23 protein-coding genes and 1 pseudogene are annotated in these 22,302 nt (G+C 71.9%); 12 read left to right on the top strand and 12 right to left on the bottom strand.

Annotation, left to right across the window (positions count from 1 at the left end):
• Positions 1–21: 21 nt before the first annotated feature.
• Positions 22–216, bottom strand: coding sequence for a helix-turn-helix domain-containing protein (locus G567_RS0115120; protein WP_028930654.1), 195 nt, complete (start codon positions 214–216; stop codon positions 22–24).
• Positions 213–464 (bottom strand): helix-turn-helix domain-containing protein, encoded by a 252-nt coding sequence (locus G567_RS0115115; RefSeq protein ID WP_028930653.1) that lies wholly within the window; start codon positions 462–464, stop codon positions 213–215. The genes G567_RS0115120 and G567_RS0115115 overlap by 4 nt, the downstream gene beginning before the upstream one ends.
• 223 nt (positions 465–687) lie before the next feature.
• Here G567_RS0115115 and G567_RS34275 point away from each other — a divergent pair, with 223 nt between their 5' ends.
• The 4 genes and pseudogenes from G567_RS34275 to G567_RS29055 form a co-directional block, all read left to right on the top strand.
• On the top strand, positions 688–1,149 hold the full coding sequence (locus tag G567_RS34275; RefSeq protein ID WP_147200988.1) for a helix-turn-helix domain-containing protein: 462 nt from the start codon (positions 688–690) through the stop codon (positions 1,147–1,149).
• 64 nt (positions 1,150–1,213) lie between these two features.
• Complete coding sequence (locus G567_RS29065; RefSeq protein ID WP_037057375.1) at positions 1,214–1,651, top strand: ImmA/IrrE family metallo-endopeptidase; 438 nt, start codon at positions 1,214–1,216, stop codon at positions 1,649–1,651.
• Positions 1,648–2,793, top strand: coding sequence for a tyrosine-type recombinase/integrase (locus tag G567_RS29060; protein WP_037057410.1), 1,146 nt, complete (start codon positions 1,648–1,650; stop codon positions 2,791–2,793). Before G567_RS29065 ends, G567_RS29060 begins: the two co-directional genes overlap by 4 nt.
• Positions 2,794–3,185: 392 nt before the next feature.
• Positions 3,186–4,417, top strand: a pseudogene (locus G567_RS29055) (IS256 family transposase); the annotation flags it as partial.
• A 70-nt stretch (positions 4,418–4,487) separates the two neighbouring features.
• Here the strand turns inward: G567_RS29055 and G567_RS0115090 are convergent.
• The 8 genes from G567_RS0115090 to G567_RS29045 form a co-directional block, all read right to left on the bottom strand.
• Positions 4,488–5,720 carry a hypothetical protein gene (locus tag G567_RS0115090; RefSeq protein ID WP_037057373.1) on the bottom strand — a complete coding sequence of 411 codons (1,233 nt, stop codon included), beginning with the start codon at positions 5,718–5,720 and terminating at the stop codon, positions 4,488–4,490.
• Positions 5,720–6,499 (bottom strand): maleate cis-trans isomerase family protein, encoded by a 780-nt coding sequence (locus tag G567_RS0115085; protein WP_028930650.1) that lies wholly within the window; start codon positions 6,497–6,499, stop codon positions 5,720–5,722. The genes G567_RS0115090 and G567_RS0115085 overlap by 1 nt, the downstream gene beginning before the upstream one ends.
• 66 nt (positions 6,500–6,565) lie before the next feature.
• Entirely contained in the window at positions 6,566–6,832 is a 267-nt protein-coding gene (locus G567_RS0115080) for a hypothetical protein (RefSeq protein WP_028930649.1), read from the bottom strand.
• Positions 6,829–7,524, bottom strand: a complete 696-nt coding sequence (locus G567_RS29050) for a VOC family protein (protein ID WP_051233114.1) — start codon at positions 7,522–7,524, stop codon at positions 6,829–6,831. The genes G567_RS0115080 and G567_RS29050 overlap by 4 nt, the downstream gene beginning before the upstream one ends.
• Before the next feature lie 52 nt (positions 7,525–7,576).
• Complete coding sequence (locus G567_RS0115070; RefSeq protein WP_028930648.1) at positions 7,577–9,178, bottom strand: FAD-dependent monooxygenase; 1,602 nt, start codon at positions 9,176–9,178, stop codon at positions 7,577–7,579.
• On the bottom strand, positions 9,175–10,860 hold the full coding sequence (locus G567_RS0115065; protein ID WP_028930647.1) for a (2,3-dihydroxybenzoyl)adenylate synthase: 1,686 nt from the start codon (positions 10,858–10,860) through the stop codon (positions 9,175–9,177). The genes G567_RS0115070 and G567_RS0115065 overlap by 4 nt, the downstream gene beginning before the upstream one ends.
• A gap of 90 nt (positions 10,861–10,950) precedes the next feature.
• On the bottom strand, positions 10,951–11,748 hold the full coding sequence (locus tag G567_RS0115060) for a TetR/AcrR family transcriptional regulator (RefSeq protein WP_028930646.1): 798 nt from the start codon (positions 11,746–11,748) through the stop codon (positions 10,951–10,953).
• On the bottom strand, positions 11,745–13,028 hold the full coding sequence (locus tag G567_RS29045) for an MFS transporter (RefSeq protein ID WP_051233110.1): 1,284 nt from the start codon (positions 13,026–13,028) through the stop codon (positions 11,745–11,747). The genes G567_RS0115060 and G567_RS29045 overlap by 4 nt, the downstream gene beginning before the upstream one ends.
• A 213-nt stretch (positions 13,029–13,241) precedes the next feature.
• Between G567_RS29045 and G567_RS29040 the strand changes: the two genes are divergently transcribed.
• Positions 13,242–15,680 carry a xanthine dehydrogenase family protein molybdopterin-binding subunit gene (locus G567_RS29040; RefSeq protein WP_051233108.1) on the top strand — a complete coding sequence of 813 codons (2,439 nt, stop codon included), beginning with the start codon at positions 13,242–13,244 and terminating at the stop codon, positions 15,678–15,680.
• Positions 15,677–16,960: a GMC family oxidoreductase gene (locus G567_RS0115045; protein ID WP_147200987.1), complete on the top strand. Its 1,284-nt coding sequence runs from the start codon at positions 15,677–15,679 to the stop codon at positions 16,958–16,960. The genes G567_RS29040 and G567_RS0115045 overlap by 4 nt, the downstream gene beginning before the upstream one ends.
• Positions 16,961–17,008: 48 nt before the next feature.
• Here the strand turns inward: G567_RS0115045 and G567_RS35535 are convergent, their stop codons facing one another.
• On the bottom strand, positions 17,009–17,422 hold the full coding sequence (locus G567_RS35535) for a hypothetical protein (protein ID WP_028930644.1): 414 nt from the start codon (positions 17,420–17,422) through the stop codon (positions 17,009–17,011).
• Positions 17,423–18,090: 668 nt separating this feature from the next.
• Here G567_RS35535 and G567_RS0115035 point away from each other — a divergent pair.
• The 6 genes from G567_RS0115035 (at position 18,091) to G567_RS0115005 (ending at position 21,953) form a co-directional block, all read left to right on the top strand.
• A complete protein-coding gene (locus G567_RS0115035; protein ID WP_211223939.1) occupies positions 18,091–18,534 on the top strand; it encodes a hypothetical protein in 444 nt (147 codons plus the stop codon).
• 233 nt (positions 18,535–18,767) lie between these two features.
• A complete protein-coding gene (locus G567_RS36235; protein ID WP_245585666.1) occupies positions 18,768–18,905 on the top strand; it encodes a hypothetical protein in 138 nt (45 codons plus the stop codon).
• A complete protein-coding gene (locus tag G567_RS29030; protein WP_169338721.1) occupies positions 18,902–19,126 on the top strand; it encodes a PIN domain-containing protein in 225 nt (74 codons plus the stop codon). Before G567_RS36235 ends, G567_RS29030 begins: the two co-directional genes overlap by 4 nt.
• 73 nt (positions 19,127–19,199) lie before the next feature.
• Positions 19,200–20,690: a class I adenylate-forming enzyme family protein gene (locus G567_RS0115020; protein ID WP_037057370.1), complete on the top strand. Its 1,491-nt coding sequence runs from the start codon at positions 19,200–19,202 to the stop codon at positions 20,688–20,690.
• Positions 20,687–21,172, top strand: a complete 486-nt coding sequence (locus tag G567_RS29025) for a nitroreductase family deazaflavin-dependent oxidoreductase (protein ID WP_037057368.1) — start codon at positions 20,687–20,689, stop codon at positions 21,170–21,172. The genes G567_RS0115020 and G567_RS29025 overlap by 4 nt, the downstream gene beginning before the upstream one ends.
• A gap of 388 nt (positions 21,173–21,560) precedes the next feature.
• Positions 21,561–21,953: a nuclear transport factor 2 family protein gene (locus tag G567_RS0115005; protein ID WP_245585662.1), complete on the top strand. Its 393-nt coding sequence runs from the start codon at positions 21,561–21,563 to the stop codon at positions 21,951–21,953.
• Here the strand turns inward: G567_RS0115005 and G567_RS0115000 are convergent.
• The coding region (locus tag G567_RS0115000; protein ID WP_028930638.1) for an IS630 family transposase at positions 21,950–22,302 on the bottom strand (353 nt) is incomplete at its 5' end. The genes G567_RS0115005 and G567_RS0115000 overlap by 4 nt on opposite strands.

The following is a 22,302-nucleotide window of genomic DNA, read 5'->3' as shown; positions in this document are numbered from 1 at the left end:
GTCGGGCTCCTCGGACGGGGGTCAGTCGCGGCCGTCGTTGAACTCGGCGAGCGCGGCGACGGGGATGCGGATGTGCTTGCCGACGCGGCGGTGGCGGAGTCGCCCAGTGCGGCACAGCGCGTAGACCTGCTTGATCGGCAGGTTGAGGGAGGCGGCGACCTCGGCGGCGGTGTAGGCGGTCCGCGGCGGCGCGCCCTCGCGGGTCTGGGTGTTCATGCCGGGATCGCCTCGGGCTGCTCGACGGCGAACAGATCCTCGAACGACAAGCCGGGGAACGCCTTGAGCAGCCCGGCGATGAACGCGCCGCCGAGCTGGGCCTTGCCGGAGAGGGTGCGGCCGACGGTGGCGCCGTGCATCCCCATGGCCTGGGCCAATGCGGCGTCACTGACCAGGCCGGCCGCGCGGCGGGCCACGTCGAGCTGATCGGTTCGGATGCGGATGGTGGGGCGGTTGGTGGAACTCACGTCCGTGTCCTCCTGTTGCTCATCCGAGAGATATCTCGGACAGGCAGCAACATAGTCGGACCCTCTCGCTAACGCAACACATTGCCTTGGTGAGACTGCGTGTCGTTCGTCAGTGGCTCTGACTCCGTTGCGCGTGCGCAACGCTCACCGATCGCCGTAGCTGCGGGAGGTTCACCCGCTCAGAGATCCCCGTGCTGCGTGTACGCAACTACCATCAGAGGCCGTGACGGCACCCAATCCCCGGCAGGCCTCATCCTGGGCGCAATGGCTACAAGCTCAACTCGACGAACGCGGCTGGATCCAAGCCGACCTCGTCCGTCGCAGCGGAGGCAAGGCCTCACGGCCCCAGGTCTCACGCTGGCTCACCCGCGGCGCCACACCCGACCTCGAATCGATCCGCACGGTGTGCGAGGCGCTCGGGGTACCGACCGCCGAGGGTATGATCGCCGCCGGCCTGCTCACCCCCGAGGACATTGAGGTCACCGTCGTCGAACGCCACCGCAGCGCCCGGGACATGTCGAACGGCGAGCTGCTCGCCGAGCTGAGTCGCCGCCTCATCCCTGACGAGGAGCAGGACCTGCCACCTGCCCCGCCGATCTCGATCCCCCGCATCAGCCCGGAAGATCTCGGCGTCGAGGGCGAGCACTGGGCAGCCCGACGCCGCAGAGAGCGGGACGATCAGTAACAGTTCGGTACGATCCGCCGATCGGCCGCTAACGTCTCATCCTTTCGCGTACGACAGTACGTGTGTGGTTCGTTACTCCCCGCGAGCCGACGCCGTCGGCCTCATCCAAGCCCTGTACGACGTCCTGACCCGGCGAGGCCGGCTGTCCCTGCACATGACCGATCTACCCACCGGGGCGCTCGGGTTCACCCACTTCGACAGCCAGACCGTGTACCTGGCGGCCGGCCAGACGCTGCCCGAGATGCGCTCGACGCTGGTGCACGAGCTGGTGCATCTGCTGCGCGGCCCGGTGCCGCGGCGACTCGCGGCGACCGAGGAAGTCGCGGTGCAGCATCAGACCGCGCACCTGCTGGTGCCCGACGGCGCCGAGCTCGCCGGGCAGCGTCGCTGGACCGAGGAGGACCTGCAGGAGCTGGCCGCCCGCTACCTGGTGGACCGGGACACCATCGAGACGGCGCTCAACCCACCGACCATCCCGTGGCCACGGCCGGAGTCGCCGTGAGCGGCCGTCCGCCGCTGCCCGTCGGTGCCCACGGCAACATCACCACCCGGCAGCTCGGTGACAAGCTGTGGGAGGCGCGGTGCCGCTACCGCAGCCCCGACGGCGAGACCCGGCACCTGCGGCGGCGGGCCCGCAGCCGGGCGGCCGCCGAGAACGCGGTCAAGGTCGCGCTGTCCGAGCGCCGGCAGGCCGCCGAGGCGCACCTGGGCCCCGACTCGCGGGTGCGCGACGCCGCTGCGCACTGGTTCGCACAGCGCCAGGCACAGCAGGAGGCCGGCGAGCTCGCGCACCCCACGCTGACCGTGTACCGCTCGGCGTGGACGCTCTACATCGAGCCGGCCCTCGGCGGGCTGCGGCTGCGCGAGGTGACCGTCGCACGCTGCGAGGTGTGGAAGCTGGAGCTGCGCAAGCGGAAGGGCGCCTCGGCGACCAAGAGCGCCCGCACGGTGCTGTCGGGGATCCTCGGCTACGCCGCCCGCATGGGTGCGATTCCGGCCAACCCGGTCCGGGACATCTCGCCGATCCCCGGCGGGCGCAGGCGGCCGCCGCGGGCGATGACCCGCGACGAGCGGGCACGGTGGCTGGCGGCGATGGAGGCCGACGAGAAGGCGGCCCGCTGGGCGATTCCGGACCTGACCCGGTTCATGCTCGCGACCGGCTGCCGCATCAGCGAGGCGCTTGCCGTCTCATGGGACGAGGTCGACCTCGAGGCGGGCACGGTGGCGGTGCGCTGGCATCTCGTCCCGGTGCGCGGGGTCGGGCTGCAGCGGGTGGCCGGCGCGAAGTCGGCGGCCGGGACCCGCACGCTGCAGGTGCCGCGCTGGTGCGTGGACATGCTGCTCGGGCGGCGGGTCGCCGAGGACTCCGGCTATCCGGTGTTCCCCGACGAGCTCGGCGGGTGGCGGTGGCCGGGCAACGTGGCGCGGGTGATGCGTCAGGCACGCGACGCGGCCGGGTTCGGGTGGGTCACCTCCCATGTGTTCCGCAAGACCTGCGTGACCGTGCTCGACGAGGCGGGCCTGTCGGCGCGGGCGATCGCGGACGTGGCCGGGCATGCGGACCCGTCCATGACCCAGCGGGTCTACATGGGGCGGGGGATCGCCTCGGCGGAGGCTGCGGCGGCCCTGGAAGATCTACTGTAGACAGCCGCGCTTACGCCACGGAATCGTCCGACATGATCGGGCGGCACCCGGGAGCAACGGGTGTTCGCGCCGCTGGTCAGGCCGTCAACGGACGGGAGCGGGCAGCGACAGGGCAACGGGATCGACAACCGTCAGGTCGTGGGTTCGAGCCCCACCCGCCCCACCGTTGTCGCTGGTAGAGCGGTTACGCATGGTTCGGGACAAGATTACGCTAACCGCTGGCTCACCGGAAATCGGTTCCGCAGGGATCCCATCGTCACGTGGAGCGCGAGTGGCGTCCACCAGAGTGGTGTACGGCAGGGCCCCTGGTGAGGGGCGTGGCGTAGAGGAGTAGGGCGGCCACCGCGTGATCTTCTTGGAGACCTACCACAGTCCGACGGGAGCACCACGCGATGACCGCACCGTCGAGTACCGACCCCGCCCGCTTTCTGCACGAGCAGCTGGCGTCCGCGTCGCCGGATCTGCTGCGTTCGATGTTGACCACGTTCCTCAACACTTTGATGTCGGCCGAGGCCGACGCGATCTGCGGCGCCGGCTACGGCGAACGCAGCCCGGAGCGGGTCGACACCCGCAACGGCTACCGGCACCGCGACTTCGACACCCGCACCGGCACCCTGGACGTGGCGATCCCCGAGCTGCGCGGGGGCAGCTACTTCCCGGACTCGCTGCTGCAGCGCCGCCGCCGCGCCGAACGCGCCCTGACCACGGTGGTGGCGACCTGCTACCTGCTCGGGGTGTCGACCCGGCGGATGGAGCGCCTTGCGGAGTCGCTGGGGATCACCCGGCTGTCCAAGTCGCAGGTCTCCACGATGGCCGCCGAGCTCGACGCCACGGTCGCCGAGTTCCGTGCCCGCCCGCTCGACCAAGGCCCCTACACCTTCGTGGCCGCCGACGCGCTCGCGTTGAAGGTCCGCGAGGGCGGCCGCGTGGTGAACGTGCACGCGCTGGTCGCCACCGGGGTCAACGGTGACGGGCACCGGGAGATCCTCGGCCTGCAGGTCAGCTCGGCCGAGGACGGCGCCGGCCGGCTCGGGTTCTTCCGCGACCTGACCGCGCGCGGGTTGACCGGAGTCAGGCTGGTCACCTCGGATGCGCACCGCGGGCTGGTCGACGCCATCGGCGCCGCCCTGCCCGGCGCGTCCTGGCAGCGGTGCCGCCCCCACTACCCAGCGAACCTGAGGGCGATCACTCCCCGGAGCAGCTGGCCGTGGGTGCGGGCGCTGCTGGGTTCGGTCTACGACCAGCCCGACGCCGCCAGCGTGCACGCGCAGTTCGACCGGGTTCTCGACACCCTTGCCGAGAAGCTCCCCGCCGTCGCCGAGCACCTGGACACCGGCCGTTCCGACGTTCTCGCGTTCACCGCCTTCCCCAAGGAGATCTGGCGCCAGATCTGGTCGGATAATCCCAGCGAGCGGCTCAACCGCGAGATTCGTTGTCGGACCGACGTCGTGGCATCTTCCCCGACCGCGACGCGCTGATCCGCCTCGTCGTGTTGCTCGCCGAGCAACACGACGAACGGGCCGAAGGCCGCCGCTACCTCGGCCTGGATGTCCTCAAGCGAGCCCGGCTGACCACCGTCCCCGACTCCGCCGCACAGCCCGAGGAGGTACCCAACAAGCAGGCCCGGTGTCCGCCCGGGCAGGAACTCGACGAGGATGTCGATGTCGCTCGATGGTCCGCAGTCGTCCTCACCGTCAGGGCAGGTTCTTCAGCCACGCGTCCACGAGGTTCGCGGCGGCGTCGCGCCGGTCGCCGGGGTCGATCGGGTTGCCGTAGTGGTCGGCGACGATCGACTCGACGTGCTTGTCGCTGCTGCCGATCGCGTCGACGATCGCCCGGAAGTCGCTCGGGAAGACGCAGTTGTCGGCGGTGTAGGAGATGAGCAGCGTGGGCAGCACCATCTCGGCGCCGGCCCGCTCGATCGAGGCGTTCGAGGACAGGGCGGACCAGGTGGACAGCCACGCGTCCGGGGTGGTCAGCCGGCCGAATCCCACGATGCCGTAGTTCGTGGTCTCCGGGCGGGCGCCGTAGACCGAGCCGTAGCGGCGGTCGGAGGGGTCGAGGCCGAGATCCATCGCGCGCAGGTCCGCGTCGGTCCGCCAGACCGTGATGAGCCGCGCCGTGCCCGCTCGGCGCCGGTCCTCGGCGGTTGCGGTGCCCGCCTTGACCGACCTCCGCGCGTCGAGGGCCTCCGCCACCGCTGCGCGCGCCGCCCGGTCGATCCGGGCGACCCGCTGCAGCTGGGCCGCGCGGTAGCGCTCGACGAACGCCGGTGCGTAGCTCGAACTCTCCGGGGCAGGGCGATAGCCGTTGGCCTCGGCGAAGGGATCGAGCTCAGGGTTCACGGAGAAGGCGGCGGACTCGTCGACCACCGACGGGTCGATGCAGGCGGCCAGGAGCTTGCCCTGTCCCGGATGCGGGGCCAGGTACGCCAGCGCGTCGAGGGCCGGCAGGGTGGCCCGGTCGAGCCGGCTGGGCCGGCCCGCCGGCGTCCGCGCGACCCGGTTCTCCGGCGCGCGCAGCGACTGCTGGACGTAGTAGGTGAGCAGGCCGCCACCGCCGGAGTTGCCGAGCCCCACGGTGCGGCGGAACCCGATGGTGTGCAGCCATTCCAGCCCGGCGCCGAGGTCGAGCAGGGCCTGCTCGTGGATCAGGCGGAGATCGCTGCCCGCGTCGCGGGCCTGCTGGGCGAAGACCGCGTGCCCCGCCTCGAGCAGGGCGGGCACCAGGTAGTGGCGGGAGAAGTCGACGCGGGGGTGCATCAGCACCACGACGGCGGTGTCGCGGGGCTCGCGTCCGGGCGGGGTGTAGAGGGTGCCCTTCGCGGCGTTGTCGTCGATGGTGACGCTGGTGCGCAGGGTGATGCCGGTGCCCGCCGGGAGCTCGGCCGGGTGCCAGTCGACGTTGAGCCCGGGGTTGCCCGCCATCACGCACCGACCAGGGCGTCGCGGGTCAGCAACCGGCCGGCGCCGGGGAGGTCGACGCGCAGCCCGAGCCCGTCGAGGAGGGTGAACGCGCCCGCGGTGGCGGCGGTCAGCACCGGGAGCCCGAGCTCGTCCTCGACGGCCTGGACCAGCGGCAGGGACGGCATCTGGACGCAGGCGGACAGGACGAGCGCGTCGGCGCCGGACAGGTCGAGCGAGCGGGCGGTGTCCCGCACCCGGTCTCCCGGGATGCAACCGACCTCGGCGTTGTCGGCGACCTCCAGCGCACGCCAGTCCACGACGCGGATGCCCTCGGCCTCGAGGTAGGCCACCACCAGTTCGGCGACCGGGCGCAGGTACGGCATGACCAGCGCGGCGCGCCGCGCGCCGGTGGCGCGCAGCGCGTGCACGAGCGCGCCGGCGCTGGACGTGACCACGGGTGCCTGTCCGCGCTCGGCCAGCTGCGCGGCGACGGCGGCCTCCGTGCCGACGTGTTCGCCCGTGCCGCCGGGGTGACCCTGGGCCATCAGGGCGACCAGGCAGGCGTAGAGGACGGCGTCGACGCCGGCGTCGCCGATCTCGTCGATACACCGCTCCCGTTGCGCGTTCATGGCGCGTAGCTCCTCCGGGGAGACGGTGTGCATCTGCATCCGGGTGGAGTGGAAGGAGAAGGTCGCCTCGGTGTGCCGGGCCAGCAGCGCCGGCATCTCGGTCTCGACGGTGACGTTGGAGCTGGGTACCACCAGGCCGATCCGGTGGTGCGGGCGCGGCGCGCCGGTCATGTCGGTCCCTCCTCGGGGGCGCCGGGCGGGACGGCCGGTCGCGGGCGCGTCCCGCCCGGGTGCGGGTCAGCGGGCGGCTCGGCGCGCGACGGCGCGGAGCGCGTCCTTGTCGTGCTGCACGATCCGGGCGTCCTGCAGGCCGGCCACCGCCGAGTACCAGACGGCATGCCGGCAGCCGGTGGCCCGCCGGTCGATGACGATCTCGCCGTCCGTGTCGCCGGTCGTGACACGGAAGTACGGCCCGACCTTGTCCACCACGAGCGCCGGATCCTGCTCGGCGACGCGCACGACACCGTCGTTCTCCGGGACGTCGAGCACGAAGATCGCGGTCATCGGCCGACCCTCGCCTCGACCTCGCGGTCGTGTTCCCACGCCGCTGCCTGTTCGACGCTCGGCTCGGTCGTGCGGTCGTGTTCCCAGGCGACCGCCCGTTCGACGATCAACTCGGCCTTGCGGGTGAGCAGCTTCTCCAGCGTCGGCTCGTCCCTGGCGGCGACCTCGCACAGCGCCTCGATGGTCAGTGCGGCGTCGAGGTCCTCCTGCGGGGTGACGGGACGCAGGGCGCGGGTCAGCTCCAGCATGTAGCCGTTGGGGTCGTGGGTGTAGATGGACTCGATCGTCTCGTGCTTGACCTGCATCTCCACCGGCCACTCGCTCTCGTCGAGCCGGCGGCGGTACTCCAGCAGGTCCTCCTCCGAGTCCACGTGGATGGCGAGGTGCCGGGAGTTGGCGAAGAACTCCGGTGTGCCCTCGGGCAACCGGGCCCAGGCGTCGCCCCGTGCGGTCGGATCGCCCACCGGCTCGTGGCCGAAGTAGTAGAAGAAGGCGATCCGGTCGCCGTTGCCGATGTCGAAGAAGAAGTGGATGAAGTCCGGGTGCTGCTCGGGTCCCCATCCGGCTGCGCAGATCGAGTGCACCACGGGGAAGCGCAGCACGTCCCGGTAGAAGCGCACGGTCGCCACGGGGTCGAAGGTGGGGAAGGCGGCGTGGTCCACGCCCCTGACCCGGTGCTCGTCTTGGTTCATCGGCCTGCCTTTCGCTAATGACGTCTGTGCTGCGAACCCGGCTCGGTCGCGCTCATGCACCGCGGGGTGCGGGCCACACCAGGTCGGCGCGGCCCGCCGCGACACCGGCGGCGAGGTCCTCGGTGAACGTGGTGGGCCCCTCGACGACGACGAGACCGCCGCTCTCGGACCGCAGCCGCTCGCCGACGTCGAGCCGGGTCAGGAGGCTGCCGCGGTCGGCCGGTCCGGCCAGCCACGCGCCGCGCCAGCCGGAGCCGACAAGATCGTTGACCTGCTTGACGAGCGCGTCGGCCGCGGGTCCCCACGGGTCATCCAGCTCGACGGTGATGCGGGCGAGGTCGGCTCCGTCCGGTGCGGGCGGGGTGGATGGTGCCGCGGAGAGCTGGTCCCGGTCGGGCCCGGCCAGGACGCGGTGCGGCCAGCGCCGACCGCCGTGCTCGAGCGGTCGGGCGAGCACCCAGTCGGCGACTCCATCGGCCGGCACGTGCGTGGGGTCGACGTCGGCGAACTGCGCGAGGCCGCGCCGGACGACATCGGCGTTGGTGCGGGCGAACCGCTGCAGCGACACGTTCCCGGTGCGGGTCATGTAGGCGATCATCAACTGATCGACGGGCAGGTGCGTGCGACGCGGGAAGGAGTCCCACCACAGGCGGCTGCGCCGGGCCAGCTCCTGCAGCCGCTCGACCTGCGGCCTGCGGCCGCGCTCGTAGGCGGCGAGCGCGGCGGGCAGATCGGGGGCCTCGGCGATGGCGTCGCGCAGCGCGATGGCATCCTCCATCGCGAGCTTGGTGCCGGAGCCGACCGAATAGTGTGCGGTGTGGGCGGCGTCGCCGAGCAGCACCGCGTTGCCGCGGGTCCAGCGCCGGCAGTGCACCGTGCGGAAGCGCAGCCACCGCGTGCGGTTGCCGATGAGACGATGTCCGTCGAGGTGCTCGGCGAAGGCGCGCTCGAGGTAGGCCAGCGAGGCCGTGTCGGACTCCTCGGGTGGGGTCGCCTCCGTCGTCGCATCGAATCCGGCGGCGCGCCACGTGGTCTCGTCGGTCTCGATCAGGAACGTGCTGCGGTCCGGTGCGTACGGGTAGGCGTGGGTGACGAAGGTGCCGTGCGTCGTGCTGGCCGGCGCGAAGATCGCCGTGTCGAGCGCGAAGTCGGTGCCGGCCCACAGGTACAGCCCGCCGGCGACGTCGACCTGGGCGCCGAAGTCCTCGGCGTGCTCGATGCGGGTCTGGCTGCTCACCCCGTCGGCCACGACGACGAGGTCGGCTCCTGGTGATATCTCGTCCAGCCCGCGGCGGGTGCCGTACCGCAGTTCGACCCCCGCGGCCTGGGCGTGCCGGCTGAGCACGGCGAGCAACTCGGTACGGGCGATCCCGATGAGCACGCCGTTGTGCACGCGCGTCGCCCGGTCGCCGATGAGCATCCGCATGTCATGCGGCCGGCCGGCCGCGATGATGTCGGCCAGGGTCGCGGAATCCGCGGCCTGCAGGTTGCGCTGGGTGCGTGCGGCGACGGCGACGCCGAAACCGAAGGTGCGCTCGGGCACGCTCTGCTCGTGCACGACGACCTCGGCCTCGGGATGGGCCAGCTTGAGCAGCCGCGCGGCGTACAGCCCGCCCGGGCCGCCGCCGAGCACCGCGACGCTGGTGAGCCTCATGAGGGAGCGCCCTCCTTCTCGATCTTGCGTTCGACGTCCGCCCGCAGGTCCTTCTTCGACACCTTGCCGACGTTGGTGAGCGGGAACTCGGGGACGATCTCGATGCGCTCGGGCAGCTTGAACTTCGCCAGGCCCTGCTCGAGGAGGAACGCGCCGGCGTCGGCGACGGTGGGCGCGGCGGCGTCGTCCTTGAGCACGAGATAGGCACAGATCCGCTCGCCCAGAACGGGATCCGGCATGGCGACGAGCGCCGCACTGTGCACCGCCGGGTGGCGGACGAGCAGCTCCTCCACCTCCTCGGCGTGGATCTTCTCCGCGCCGCGGTTGATGACGTCCTTGATCCGCCCGTCGATCGCGTACCAGTCGCGGCCGTCGATCCGGTGCCGGGTCACCAGATCCCCGGTGCGGTAGAACCCGTCGGCGGTGAACGTCGAGGCGTTGTGCTGGGGGGCGCGGTGGTAGCCCGGGATGGTGTAGGGGCCGCGGCAGGCCAGCTCGCCCAGCTCGCCGTCGGGTACCTCGTCCTCCCCGCCGACCTCGAGCACCCGCACCTCGTCGTCGGGTGCGATCGGCGTGCCGACCGTGTTCCGCCGCACCCACAGCGGCGCGTCGGGCGGGGTGTAGAGGAACATGCCTTCCGCCATGCCGAACATCTGCTGGGTGGGGATGCCGAGCTCGGCCTCCAGCCGCTCGAGCAGCTCGACCGGCGGGCGCTGTCCGCCGAGCACGAAGCGGGTCAGGCTGCTCAGGTCGGTGGAGCGGGCGGCGGGGTCGTCGAGCAGGCGGATCGCGACCGCGGGCGGCACCACCGGCATCGTGGTCACCCGCTCCCGGGCGATCAGCTCCAGGATCTGACCGGGAGCGGCGCTCGGGGCGACGACGCAGGTCGCGCCGGCGAGGTGGGCCGGTTGCAGCGCGGCCGCGATCCCGGCGTTGTGCATGATCGGCAGCGGGTGCAGCACGACGGACCCGGAGGTCAGCCCGAGGGCCTCCGCCCAGATCGTCGCGTTGTAGACGTACTCCTGGTGGCGCCGGGGGGCGACCTTCGGCAGGCCTGTCGTCCCGCCGGAGAGCTGCATGGCGACGACCCCGGCGGGATCGGCGCGCACCTCGGCGAGCCGCCGTCGGGCATCGGCGCCGGCTCCGGCCGCGATGACGTCGTCGAGAGTGCGCGCGCCGTCCGGTGCCGGCCCACGCGCGACCAGCAGGGTGTCGAGGACCTCGACGGATGCGGACAGCCGCCCGGCGAGATCGACCAGGTCCCGGTTGCGGAAGTCGGCCTGCACGATGTGCCCGCGGGCGCCGGTGTGCTCGGCCAGTAGGCCGATCTCCCGCGCACCGTGCTGGGGGAGGGTGCACACCGGCACCAGCCCCGCCTTGACCGCCCCGTAGTAGGCGAGGACGGTCTCGGCCACGTTGCCCATCTGGAACATCGCCCGGTCGCCCGGACGCAGGGACGTGACCGTGAGCAGTCCCGCGGCGACGCCGTCGGTCAGCTCGTCGAGCTCGCGGAACGTCCACCGCTGCTCGACGGTGACGAGCGCGGTGCGGTCGGCGTGCTGTCGCGCCGCCGCCCGGAACGCGTCGCCGAGCGTCCGAGTTCCCCAGACGCCCTGCCGGACATACCGCTGGGCGCGAGCGGCGGGGAAGGGTGGCGACGGCGCCTCTGCCTCGATCGTCATGACCAGCTCCTCGTTCGTCATGAGTGTAGCAAAATCGACAGTTATGTCAGAGGTGCGCGAGGCGCGCCTGTCAGCCGCAGGCGCGGTCGGTCAGCTGTCGGCGTCGTCCGGGGTGATGGGCGTCAGCGTGGACATCGCGCTCTCCAGATGCACGATGTCCTCCTTGAGGAGGGCCAGCGCCGCCCACGGCCCGGCCTCGACGGTGCGATCGGCGCCGCGCCGGACGCCCGTCATGACCATGTCGACCAGCACATCCGCGATCTGTTCGGCGTCGCCGTCGATGCCCGGGCGATACCACCACGCCACCCAGTTCGCGACCCCGAGCATGCCCAGCGCGACGGTGCGAGCGGGCAGGGGCCGCAGCTTCCCGGCCACGGCGGCGTCCTCGATCATTCCGGCGAACAGCTTGAGGACACGTCGACGCGCCTGCCGGTGCATCTCGGCGATCTCGGCGGGGAGATCGGGTTCGCTGCGGTCCAGCAGGCGGAACCGGGTGGTGTTGCGCGCGTTGTTGACGATGATCTCGCGCAGCGCCAGCTCGACCCGCACGTCCTCCGTCACGTCGGTGCGGGCGCGGGTCCGCTCAAGGATCTCCACGACGCGTTCCAGGACGTCGTGCACCAGCGCGGCGAGCAGCTCCTCCTTGTTGCTCACATAGTGGTACAGAGCCGGCCGGCTGATGCCCATTGCGTCGGCGATGTCCTGGAAGCTGGTGTTGGCGAACCCCTGCTCGGCGAACAGCCGGGCCGAGTGCTCGAGCAACTCGTTGGACACCAGCCGCCTGCGGGTGTGCTGGCGCGCCATGGGTGCCTCTCCGGGATCGCTCGTCGTGCGGGCGGATCCATCCTGCCCCATCGCCGCGACGAGCTGAGCGGCGAGTCGGGTCATGACGGCACCTCACGCGGTTGCGGCGTCCCGGGAGCGGCACGATCGGCCGTGGCCGGGAGCGAGGGTTCCTCGGTCTCCCCGTCAGGACGCGGGACGAGGGCGCAGGCCAGGGCTCCCACCACGGCAACCACGGCGAACACCCAGACGTTGCCACCCAGGCCGAGGCCCGCCGCGACGAGCGCCCCGCCGAGCAGCGGGCCGGTGATCGCACCGAGCCGGCCGAATCCGCTGCTGAGCCCGAGCGCGGTCGCCCGGCGCGCCGGCGGGTAGTGGGCGGCGACGTAGCCGTAGACGACGATCTGGTTGCCCGTCGTCGCGGCGCCCGCGACGAACACCAGCAGGTAGAGCACGGCGGTGGGGAGCGGAACGGCGATGAGGCCGAGCGAGATCACGGCGAGCGAGAACAGGACCGTCGCGATCCAGCGGCTGCCCCAGCGGTCGGCGAGCGCGGAGCCGCCGAGCCCGCCGACCACCGCCCCGACGTTGAGCACCAGCAGGAAGGCCAGCGCCGAGCCCAGTTCGTAGCCTGCGCCGCGCATCAGCTGCGGCAGCCAGGTGTTCAGCCCGAAGACCAGCAGGAACCCGCAGAAGTTCGCCATCGCGAAGAGGAACGTCGCGACGCCGGCCCGACCACGCAGCAGCCGCTCGAGCCCGTGGCGCGCCGAGCGTCCCCTCGCTGTCCGGGGGACGAAGCTCGGCGACTCCGGGAGCAACCAGAGCGCGAGGGGAACGAGCGTCACGAGAGGCAGGGCGCCCATCGCGAACAGGACGCGGAAGCCGAGCGGCTCCAGCAGCGCCAGGGCGAGAACCGCGGCGAGCACTCCGCCGATGGGGAAACCGCAGAGCATGAGGCCGTTGACGACGTGCCGTCGGCCGGCCCGGGTCACCTCCATGACAAGGGCGATCGCGGTCGGCGGGATCCCGCCGAAGCCGAGGCCCGCGAGGAAGCGGAACAGCCCCAGCGTCTCCGGCGTCGGCGCGAGCGCGACCAGCCCCATCATCACGGAGAACCAGGTCAGCGAGGCGATGAACAGCCGTCTGCGGCCGAGGCGATCGGTCAGCCAGCCCGACGCGATGGCGCCGATGAGCATACCGACCAGGGCGTAGCTGCCGATCGCGCCGGCCTGCGTGGGAGTCAGCGCCCACGGCTCGTACTGCATCAGGGCCGGCAGCGCCGACCCGTACACGATGAGGTCGTAGCCGTCGAACACGATCGCCCCGAAGCACAGCGCGACCGCGGCAACGGCGGACCGGGGGGCAATGACGGACGGCGTCGTCATCCGAGGCCTCCTCGCATCGGACCGCTCGGTGAGCGGGCTTCCCGGTGACGGTAGGGCGACGTGACATATATGTCAATATATCAACATTAATGTTCACACAAGTGTCGAACATACGACGTTAATGTTGACAGCGCACGGTCCGCGGCGGCAGGCTCCTGGCCTACGGACGCCCCGAGCGCTCCGGCCGCCCGACGCCGAGAGGACCGGTCGCCGATGACCACCACCCACGACCCTGCCGAGCAGCTGGCCGCGCCCACCCGGACCGAGATCGGCCGTGCGCGGACGCGCAAGGAGGACGCCCGACTCATCACCGGGCGATCCCGCTACACGGACGCCGTCGTCCTGCCGGGTCTGCTCCATCTCGCGTTCGTGCGCAGCCCGTTCGCGCACGCGCGCATCACCGGCATCGCGCTGGACGAGGCGCGGGCGATGCCCGGCGTGGTGGGCGTGTTCACCGCCGCGGATCTCGGCGCCGAGGGCATCACGCTGCCCACCGCCTGGCCGATCACGCCGGACATGGCCACGCCGCAGCGCCCGCCGCTGGCCGTGGACACCGTGCGGTTCGCCGGTGAGGGGGTGGCGGTCGTGGTGGCCAGGACACCGGCCGAGGCGCGGGACGCCGCTGATGCCGTCGAGGTGGACTACGAACCCCTCGAGCCGGTCCTCGACATGGAGCAGGCCCTGCGGGACGGCGCGCCGCTCGTCCACCCGGACCTCGGTAGCAACCGCAACGCGACCTGGGTGTTCGACTCCGGCGCGGCGGGCACCGGAGGCAGCGCCGACGAGGCGATCGCCGCGGCGCGCGACGACCCCGAGCAGGTGGTCGTCAAGCGGCGGTTCCGCCAGCAGCGCGTCGCGACAGCGTTCATGGAACCGCGCTCGTGCGTCGTCGACCCGACCGGGGAGCAGCTCGTGCTGTGGGCGGCGACCCAGATCCCGCACATTCTCCGGATCATGCTCGCCCTGACCCTCGGGCTGCCCGAGCACAAGCTACGCGTCATCGCGCCCGACGTCGGCGGGGGGTTCGGCGGAAAGTTCGGCGTGCTACCCGAGGACGTCGTCGCGGTGCTGGTGGCACGCCGGCTCGGCGTCCCGGTCAAGTGGACCGAGACCCGCTCGGAGTGCATGCTCACCGCCCACCACGGCCGTGACCAGATCCAGGACCTGACGCTCGCGGCCCGGCGCGACGGCACGGTCGTCGCGCTGCGTGTCGACCTGCTCGCCGACATGGGCGCCTACAACGCTCTCCTGGGGCCCGGGGTCCCGATCCTCGGCGCGTTCATGTTCAACGCCATCTACAAGTTCGCGGCCTACCGCTTCGCCTGCACCAACGTCTACACCACCAAGACCGTCACCGACGCCTACCGCGGCGCGGGGCGGCCGGAGGCCACGTTCGGTATCGAGCGGATGATGGACGAACTGGCCGCCGAGCTCGGCATGGACCCGCTGGAACTGCGCCGCCGCAACTGGATCAACCACGACGAGTTCCCGTTCACCACCGTCGCCGGCCTGACCTACGACAGCGGCAACTACGAGGCCGCCACCGACGAGGCCGTCCGGCTCTTCGACTATGACGGCCTGCGTGCCGAGCAGACCCGCCGCCGCGCCGAAGGCGACCCGGTCCAGCTGGGCATCGGCATCTCCACCTTCACCGAGATGTGCGGCATCGCGCCGTCCCGGCTGCTCGGGCAGCTCGCGTTCGGCTCCGGTGGTTGGGAGCACGCCACGGTCCGGATGCTGCCCACCGGCAAGGTCGAGGTCGTCACCGGCACCTCCCCGCACGGCCAAGGCCACGTGACCGCGTGGAGCCAGATCATGGCCGACCAGCTCGGCGTCCCGTTCGAGGACGTCGAGGTGCTGCACGGGGACACCCAGGTCTCCGCCAAGGGTCTGGACACCTACGGTTCCCGCTCGCTGGCCGTCGGTGCCATCGCCGCCGTTCACGCGGCGGACAAGGTGATCGAGAAGGCCCGCCGGATCGCCGCACACATGCTCGAGGCCGACGCCTCCGACGTCGAGTTCGCCCAGGGTCGCTTCACCGTCCGCGGCACGACGAAGGGCGTGGCCATCCAGGAGGTCGCCTTCGCCACGTTCACCGCGCACGACCTTCCCGACGGCATCGAGCCCTCCCTCGACGCCGATGCCACCTTCGACCCACAGAACTTCTCCTTCCCGCACGGCACCCACCTGGCCGCCGCCGAGGTCGACACCGAGACCGGTCGCGTGACCCTGAGGTCCTATGTCTGCGTCGACGACGTCGGTGTCGTCGTGAACCCGGTCATCGTCGACGGCCAGATGCACGGTGGCCTCGCCCAGGGCATCGGCCAGGCGCTGCACGAGGAGGTCGTCCACGACGAGGCCGGGACGATGACCACCGGGACGTTCGCCGACTACACCATCCCCGCGGCCCCCGACCTGCCCGCCTTCACGACTGGCCGGACCGTCACCCCCGCGACCACCAACCCGCTCGGGGTGAAGGGCGCGGGCGAGGCCGGGACGATCGCCGCCACGCCCGCGGTCGTGAACGCGGTCGTCGACGCGCTGCGGCACCTCGGCGTCACCGATGTCGCGATGCCCTGTACGCCTCAGCGGGTGTGGCGGGCGATCCGGGAGGCCGCATCGTCGGCGGCACCACCTGCCTCAACGCGATGATCCACCAACCGCCGCTCGTCGAGGACGTCGCGGCATGGGGCTGGACGGCGCAGGACGCGGCCCGCGTCCTGCGCGAGATCGAGGACCACCGAGGCCCGGAACCCGGGCGAGGGCGCGGCGGCCCGGTCCGCAACGGAACCGCGCCGAACCCGAACGCGCTGTGCTCGGCGTTCGTCGACGCCGCCGTGGAAGCGGGCTTCCCGCGGTTCGTCGACGCGGGTGCACCCGGTGCCCGCGGGGCGGGCCTGTACGACCTCTCGATCGACGACGAGGGACGCCGCGCCGACGCCGCGCGGTCCTACCTGCGGCCCCTTGTCGGCCGGCTCAACCTGCACGTCCGCCCGGACACGTCCGTCGAGGGTCTCGTGCTGCACAACCGACGGGTCCGCGCCCTCCACGTCACGACCGCCGGCGTGCCGGAGGAGCTGCCGGTGAACGGAGAGGTCGTGCTCTGCGCCGGCGCCGTCGACTCGCCCGTCCTGCTCCTGCGCTCCGGCATCGGGCCCGTCGAGCACCTGTACGACTGCGGCATCGCCCCGGTCGTCCCGCTGCCCGGGGTGGGCCGCAACCTGCAGGACCATCCCGCCCTGCCGGTCGTCTGGTCCTGCGCCGAACCCGTCGCGCCGCCGAACCGCCAGTTCTTCGAGTCCATGTTGTTCCTGGACCACGAGCCGCGGGCCGGCGGCCGCAACCTCATCGTCGCGTTCGGGCATCTACCCTTCCTGCCCCCGGCTGTCGCCCCGCCGCCGCACGGCGCGACCGCGCTGATCGGTCTGCTCGACCCACACAGTCGCGGCACCGTGACGCTCGACCCCGCCGAGCCCCAGGCGGCACCGCTCCTGGATCCCGGGTACCTCCGCGACCCCCGCGACCTCGCTCCGCTCGTCGCCGCCGTCGAGTTGGTCAGGGACGTCGTGAGCCGCGGACCACTCCGCCCCTTCGGGCTCTCGGAGCTGATGCCGGGCACCGCGGTGCGCGACAGGGCGTCGATCGAGGAGTTCGTCCGGGCCGCGCTCGGTTCCTTCTTCCACCCGGTCGGCACCTGTGCGATGGGCTCGGGCTCCGGCGGCGTCGTCGACACTGTCGTCGACAACGAGTTTCGCGTGCACGGCACGACGAACCTCCGCGTCGCCGACGCCGCGGTGCTTCCCCGGGCCCCGGCCGCCGCGACGAGTGTCTCCGCCCAGATGGTCGGCTGGCGGGCCGCGGAGATCCTGCTGGGTGGCGTGGCGGAGCGGCAACCGGGCATGCCGTCGCTGAGGCCGTGCCGGTCCGAGTGATGTCGTCGGCGGCACCGGACGTATCGCTGTGGCTGCTCCCGTCTGTCATCACTGCTGGACCTTCGGTCGTCGTCGGTGTTTGGTCGCGCGGTAGGCGTCGAGCGCCTTGCGTGAGCTGCGCCAGCCTCCGTCCGCTCCTTGGACGGCGTCCAACCTGCCGTGCTGGGCGGCTTGGCGCAGCGCCGCGAGGCTGAAGTCTTCGCTGACGAGAGCGGCCAGCGGCACCAGCCGGGCGGGACCGGCCACATTGAGTACGACGAAGCGCATGAGGTGTCGTGCATGGCGCTGGGCGATGAGCGCGCCCAGCGCGCCGTAGTCCCCGGAGTCGGCGCGTTCCGTGATGGTGAGGTACGCGGGGCGGTCGAGATCGTCGGCGGCCCGGATCCGGCCCCCGACGGCGCACACCTCCTCGGTCCATTCGCCTAGCAGCGACGGGACCAGCGGCCACGGCGGTGGCGGCATGCCGGCGAACGGCTGGATGTCGTGCTCGCGGAAGTTGCCCGGTCCCTCCCGATCGGTCGCCTCGGGGTGCGGGGCGACCTGCCACCGGCGTCATCGCGACCCGGTGAACGTGGCGAACCTCCGTCAGCGTCATCAGCGACCCGTCGGTCCAGCAGGGTCTCGACCTCACGCAGCGCGAGCGTGTTGCCCTCCAGTGCGGTCGAGTGGTGCGCCTCCAGGTGCCAGATGTCGTCCCAGCTGTCCCGTGCCTCGCGGGGGCTGGGCAGGCCGCCGAACCGTTGGTTGAGTTCGTCGGGCGCACCGCTCAACCGCTCACAGACCGTCGCTCGGCCGGCCTCGTCCCACGAGGACCTCCCCCTAGTTGATATGGCCTACCCCTGGGCAAAGAACTCATCAACTCAGGGTGGTGTCCACCCACTCTCTCCGCCTTCGGCCCCGGACGGGTGTGACACACCGTGTCTGCGGTCGCGAAAGATCTATCGATCTCCGAGTCATGCCTGCGAAACTGGATGGCCCGGGCTGACGCGGACGACGAGTCACGACGTACCTACCCGAGGATTCTCGACATCTCGCAACACGGGAATCCCGTTCTGCAGGTCTTGACTGATGCTCGTTCTCAGGACGATGGTCCGCCAGAGGTGCGGCCGCGGATTCGGGGAGGTGCGGACATGGGTAGCTCTGGGGCAGTCGGTTCGAGCGATCCGGGCGCTGTGGGCGTCGGCCACGGTTGGCAGCGCTCGCTGATGCCCTGGCGGGTGCTGAGCGCCCTGCTGCTGCTGGCGATGGGCGGGATCCACCTCTATCTCGTCTTCCACGGGTTCAGTGGCCTCGTCGGTGCCCTGTTCGTGGTCAACGCGATCGGCGCGCTCGTCCTGGCGATCGCGATGGTCGGCGCCCCGCGGCGGTTCCTGCCCGTGGCATGCGTGCTGAGCCTGCTGCTCATGGTGGGCACGCTGCTCGGGTTGGTGCTCGCGCTGACCGTCGGGTTGCTCGGGGTTCGCGAGCAGCTCGGCAACCAGCTGGTCCCGACGACACTCGTCGTCGAGTCCGTCGGCACCATCGTGCTGGTGATCACCACCGCCCTGGCGTTGCGGATGCGGCGCGGCGGCTGAACGCAGCCATGCCATCGCGCCGTGCAGCTCGTAGCGTTTTCGCTATCTGATAGCTATTCTCTCGCCGCGGGCGAGACCATCAGGCAATCCGAGCTGCGCAACAACAACGCAGAGATCATGAGCCGGGTGGCGGAGGGCGAGTCGTTCACCGTGACGGTGCACGGGCGGGCGATCGCCGACCTCGTGCCGCATCAGCGGGAGGGGCGGCACGTCCGCGCCTCGTTCCCGCTGTCGTGGTCGACCAACTCCTTGCCGACGACGCGCTCAGTCCGGATCCCGCGCTCTGGGAGCGGGACATGGCCGAGGCGGCCGAGGCGTTCGACGACGGTGATCGAGCGCCGGTCAACCCGTGGGAGCCGCGGTCGCGGTGACGGCGCCCGGGGGTCGGCGGGTCCTGCTCGACAGCACGGTGGCGCAGTCCTACGGGCTGCTGGCCAACATCCTCCGGAGCGCGGGGCGTGATCCGCGACCGCGTCGGCTCGACCTGCTGATCGCCGCGACGGCCGAGCGGCACGGGCTGAGCCTGGCCACGCGCAACGCCGGCGATTTCCGGCACCTCGAGAGCGTCCTGCACGTCGTCGCGGTCAGCTGATCGAGGCCTGCCGGCGGCGAATCTCCGGCATCCGCCGGTTCCGCGAGCTGGCTGTGCTTGGGACACTGGCCGGATGCAGCGATCACTGGACCGGCTGCTCGCCCCACACCGGCATGCGGATGACGGGCGGACCGCGCTGGTGCACGCGGGCAGGCGATGGAGCTATCGGGAGCTGGCCGCCTCGGTCGACGGGCTCGCGGCCGCGATGGCCGCCGACGGTCTCGCCGGCGAACGGGTCGCGATCTTCCTGCCGAACGGCCCGGAGGCGGTGGCGAGCTACCTCGCCTGCTTCGCGTCCGGAGCGGTGGCCGCGCCGCTGAACTCGCGGTACGCGCCGCCGGAGGTCGAGCGGGCGCTGCGGCGGGCGCGTCCCCGCTGGATCGTGGTGCATGCGGATCGGCTGGACCGGCTCGCCCAGGTCGATCCCGCGGCCCTCGCCGGGACCCGGGTGCTCGTGGTGGGCGACGCGCAGGCCCACGAGCCCTTCGCGCCGCTGCTGGCCACGCCGGGCCGGCCCGGGACCACCGTCGCGCCCGACCGGCCCGCGGTCCTGTTCTTCACCTCCGGCTCGTCGGGTGTGCCCAAGGGCGTCGTGCACAGCCACGCCTCGGCGCTGGCGATGCTGACCAGCACCTCGGAGGCGCTCGGCGACGTGCGGGCCGGCGACGTGACGCAGGTGTTCGAGCCGCTGGTGCACGTGAGCGGCTTCATCGGAACGCTCACCACGCTGCTGGCCGGCGGGACGGTGGCGCTGTACGACGGTTTCGACGTCGCGCGCTATGTCGCCGCGCTGCGTGAGCACCGGCCGACGCTGGTCTGCACGCACATCGACGTGCTCGCCCAGGTGGTGCGCGCGCCCGGGGCGACGCGGGACTGGTTCTCGTCGCTGCGCGGGGTCTACACCGGCGGCGACACCGTCCCGGCCCGGCTGCAGAAGGACTTCCTGGAGGTGGCCGGGCTGCCGATCGCGGTGGGCTGGGGGATGACCGAGGCCATCTGGCTCACCGTGGTGCGCGAGCCACACCTCGAGCGCGACGGCTGCATCGGGCACCCGGTGGGCGGCGCCGAGGTGCGGTCCGACCCGGAAACCGGTGAGCTGCTGGTGCGGGGCCCGATGCTCATGGCGGGGTACTGGGAGGACCCGGCGCTCACCGCGGCGACGCTGGACAGGGGCTGGCTGCGCACCGGGGACACCGGCAGGCGGGACGCCGCCGGTGTCTGGTGGTTCACCGGGCGGCTCAAGGACGTCATCGTGCGGCGCACGTCGAAGATCACCCCCGGTGAGGTGGAGGCGGCGCTGGACGAGCACCCCGCCGTCGCGATGTCCGCGGTGATCGCCGCCCCCGACCCGGACGAGGGCCAGGTGCCCGTCGCGTTCGTCGTCCCGCGTCGCGGTCGCACCGTGGATCCGGACGAGCTCGTCGCGTTCCTGCGCACCCGGATCGCCGCCTACAAGATCCCGGCCCGGATCCACCTGCGGGAGGCGCTGCCGCTCACCCCGAGCGGCAAGATCTCCCATCGGGAGCTGCGCGAACCGGACGGCCCGGAGCGGAGGCGAGCGTGACCAGCGCACCGGCCGTGCCGTCGTGGCTGCGGGTCGCGTTCCGGCTGCCGGACCGGCTCTACCACCACGGCATGGGCTGGGTACTGGGTCGTCGGTTCCTGCGGCTGACCCACGTGGGGCGGCGCAGCGGTAAGCGCTATTCCACCGTTCTCGAGGTCGTGGGCTGTGACCGGCGGATTCCCGAGTTCGTGGTCGTGTCGGGGTTCGGTCCGCGCGCGGACTGGCTGCGCAACCTCGACGCCGGCGGGGCGGCGGAGATCACCGTCGGCGGGTCGACGTTCGCCGCCGACCACCGCCGGTTGGGTCCGGAGGAGGCCGTCGCGGTGTTCGCCGACTACGAGCGCCGCAACCGGCCGATCGGCCCGATCCTGCGGCGCATCCTGTCGTGGCTGCTCGGATGGCGCTACGACGGGTCGGTCGAGGCTCGGCGGCGGATGGTCGAGCAGCTCCCGCTGGTCGCCCTCCGCCCGACGGCGGGCTGAGCCGAGCCCGCGGGCGGGGGGACCAGGTTCCGCAGGGTGAACTCGTCGCCGCCCGGTCCGCGCGGGTCGGGTCGTTCCCGGTAGAGGTCCCGGGCCCAGGCCACGGCGCGGGCGACGATGGCGTCGTGGTCGAACGCGAGCGCGGTGTGCCCGTCGAGTAGCACGGCGCGCTCGCCCCGGATCGGGGCGAGGTGCGCGGTGGCCGGGAGCCGGGCGACCGGCACGAGGTCGACGTGGGCGATGCGCGAGCACGCGCCCGCGGCCGTCGATCGTGCAGGGGTGGCTCGGGCAGGCCGGGTGAACGCGGCCGGAAGCGTTGCCGGGCATGGGTGGGAACGGGCGTACCCTCCCTGACGCGACCGGTGACCGGAAGCACGGGGGAGGACTGATGATGGCAGATCGGGCCGGGGCCTCGGTCGAGACGTTGAAGGCGATCGCGGACGCGTTCAACGCGCACGATCTGGACGCGATCATGGAGTTCTTCGCCGAGGACTGTTCGCTGGACATGCCGAGGGGACCCGAACCCTGGGGCCGGCGACTCACCGGCAAGGCGGCGGTTCGGGAGGGCCTGGCCACTCGCTTCAAGGGATTGCCTGATGTCCACTACGGCGATGACCGGCACTGGGTCAGCGGCGATCTCGGTGTGTCCGAATGGCTTCTCACCGGCACGACACTCGATGGTCGGCAGGTGCGTGTGCGCGGATGCGACCACTGGGAGTTCCGCGACGGCAAGGTCGTCCGCAAGGACTCGTACTGGAAGATCGTCGACACGTCGGCCTAGTGAGTCGCGCCAGGAATCCGGTCAAGATATGCGGCGAGTCGTTCGAGGATCTCGTCCGCGGTCTTGGTCCAGGCGAAGGGCCGGGGGTTGTCGTTCCAGCTCTGGATCCACTCCCGGATGTCGCGTTCGAGGGCTTGGAGGTTCTTGTGGACCCCGCGGCGGAGCCGTTGGTCGGTCAGCAGCCCGAACCAGCGTTCGACCTGGTTGAGCCAGGACGAGTAGGTCGGGGTGAAGTGCAGGTGGAAGCGCGGATGGCGCTCCAGCCAGGCACGGACCACGGGCGCCTTGTGGGTGCTGTAGTTGTCGCAGACCAGGTGTACGTCAAGATCGGCCGGCACCTGCCTGTCCA

It is taken from the genome of Pseudonocardia asaccharolytica DSM 44247 = NBRC 16224, assembly GCF_000423625.1.
In the GTDB taxonomy this organism is placed as follows: domain Bacteria; phylum Actinomycetota; class Actinomycetes; order Mycobacteriales; family Pseudonocardiaceae; genus Pseudonocardia; species Pseudonocardia asaccharolytica.
This window is presented reverse-complemented; position numbering and strand designations above follow the sequence as displayed.

What these genes read in the sequence shown, in the direction of transcription:
- G567_RS29045 (WP_051233110.1), bottom strand. Translation starts at nt 13,028, where the DNA reads ATGACGACGCCGTCCGTCATTGCCCCCCGGTCCGCCGTTGCCGCGGTC.
- G567_RS0115060 (WP_028930646.1), bottom strand. Translation starts at nt 11,748, where the DNA reads ATGACCCGACTCGCCGCTCAGCTCGTCGCGGCGATGGGGCAGGATGGA.
- G567_RS0115065 (WP_028930647.1), bottom strand. Translation starts at nt 10,860, where the DNA reads ATGACGATCGAGGCAGAGGCGCCGTCGCCACCCTTCCCCGCCGCTCGC.
- G567_RS35535 (WP_028930644.1), bottom strand. Translation starts at nt 17,422, where the DNA reads ATGCCGCCACCGCCGTGGCCGCTGGTCCCGTCGCTGCTAGGCGAATGG.
- G567_RS0115035 (WP_211223939.1), top strand. Translation starts at nt 18,091, where the DNA reads ATGGGTAGCTCTGGGGCAGTCGGTTCGAGCGATCCGGGCGCTGTGGGC.
- G567_RS0115085 (WP_028930650.1), bottom strand. Translation starts at nt 6,499, where the DNA reads ATGACCGGCGCGCCGCGCCCGCACCACCGGATCGGCCTGGTGGTACCC.
- G567_RS0115080 (WP_028930649.1), bottom strand. Translation starts at nt 6,832, where the DNA reads ATGACCGCGATCTTCGTGCTCGACGTCCCGGAGAACGACGGTGTCGTG.
- G567_RS0115020 (WP_037057370.1), top strand. Translation starts at nt 19,200, where the DNA reads ATGCAGCGATCACTGGACCGGCTGCTCGCCCCACACCGGCATGCGGAT.
- G567_RS0115120 (WP_028930654.1), bottom strand. Translation starts at nt 216, where the DNA reads ATGAACACCCAGACCCGCGAGGGCGCGCCGCCGCGGACCGCCTACACC.
- G567_RS0115005 (WP_245585662.1), top strand. Translation starts at nt 21,561, where the DNA reads ATGATGGCAGATCGGGCCGGGGCCTCGGTCGAGACGTTGAAGGCGATC.
- G567_RS29040 (WP_051233108.1), top strand. Translation starts at nt 13,242, where the DNA reads ATGACCACCACCCACGACCCTGCCGAGCAGCTGGCCGCGCCCACCCGG.
- G567_RS0115045 (WP_147200987.1), top strand. Translation starts at nt 15,677, where the DNA reads ATGATCCACCAACCGCCGCTCGTCGAGGACGTCGCGGCATGGGGCTGG.
- G567_RS0115090 (WP_037057373.1), bottom strand. Translation starts at nt 5,720, where the DNA reads ATGGCGGGCAACCCCGGGCTCAACGTCGACTGGCACCCGGCCGAGCTC.
- G567_RS0115070 (WP_028930648.1), bottom strand. Translation starts at nt 9,178, where the DNA reads ATGAGGCTCACCAGCGTCGCGGTGCTCGGCGGCGGCCCGGGCGGGCTG.
- G567_RS29050 (WP_051233114.1), bottom strand. Translation starts at nt 7,524, where the DNA reads ATGAACCAAGACGAGCACCGGGTCAGGGGCGTGGACCACGCCGCCTTC.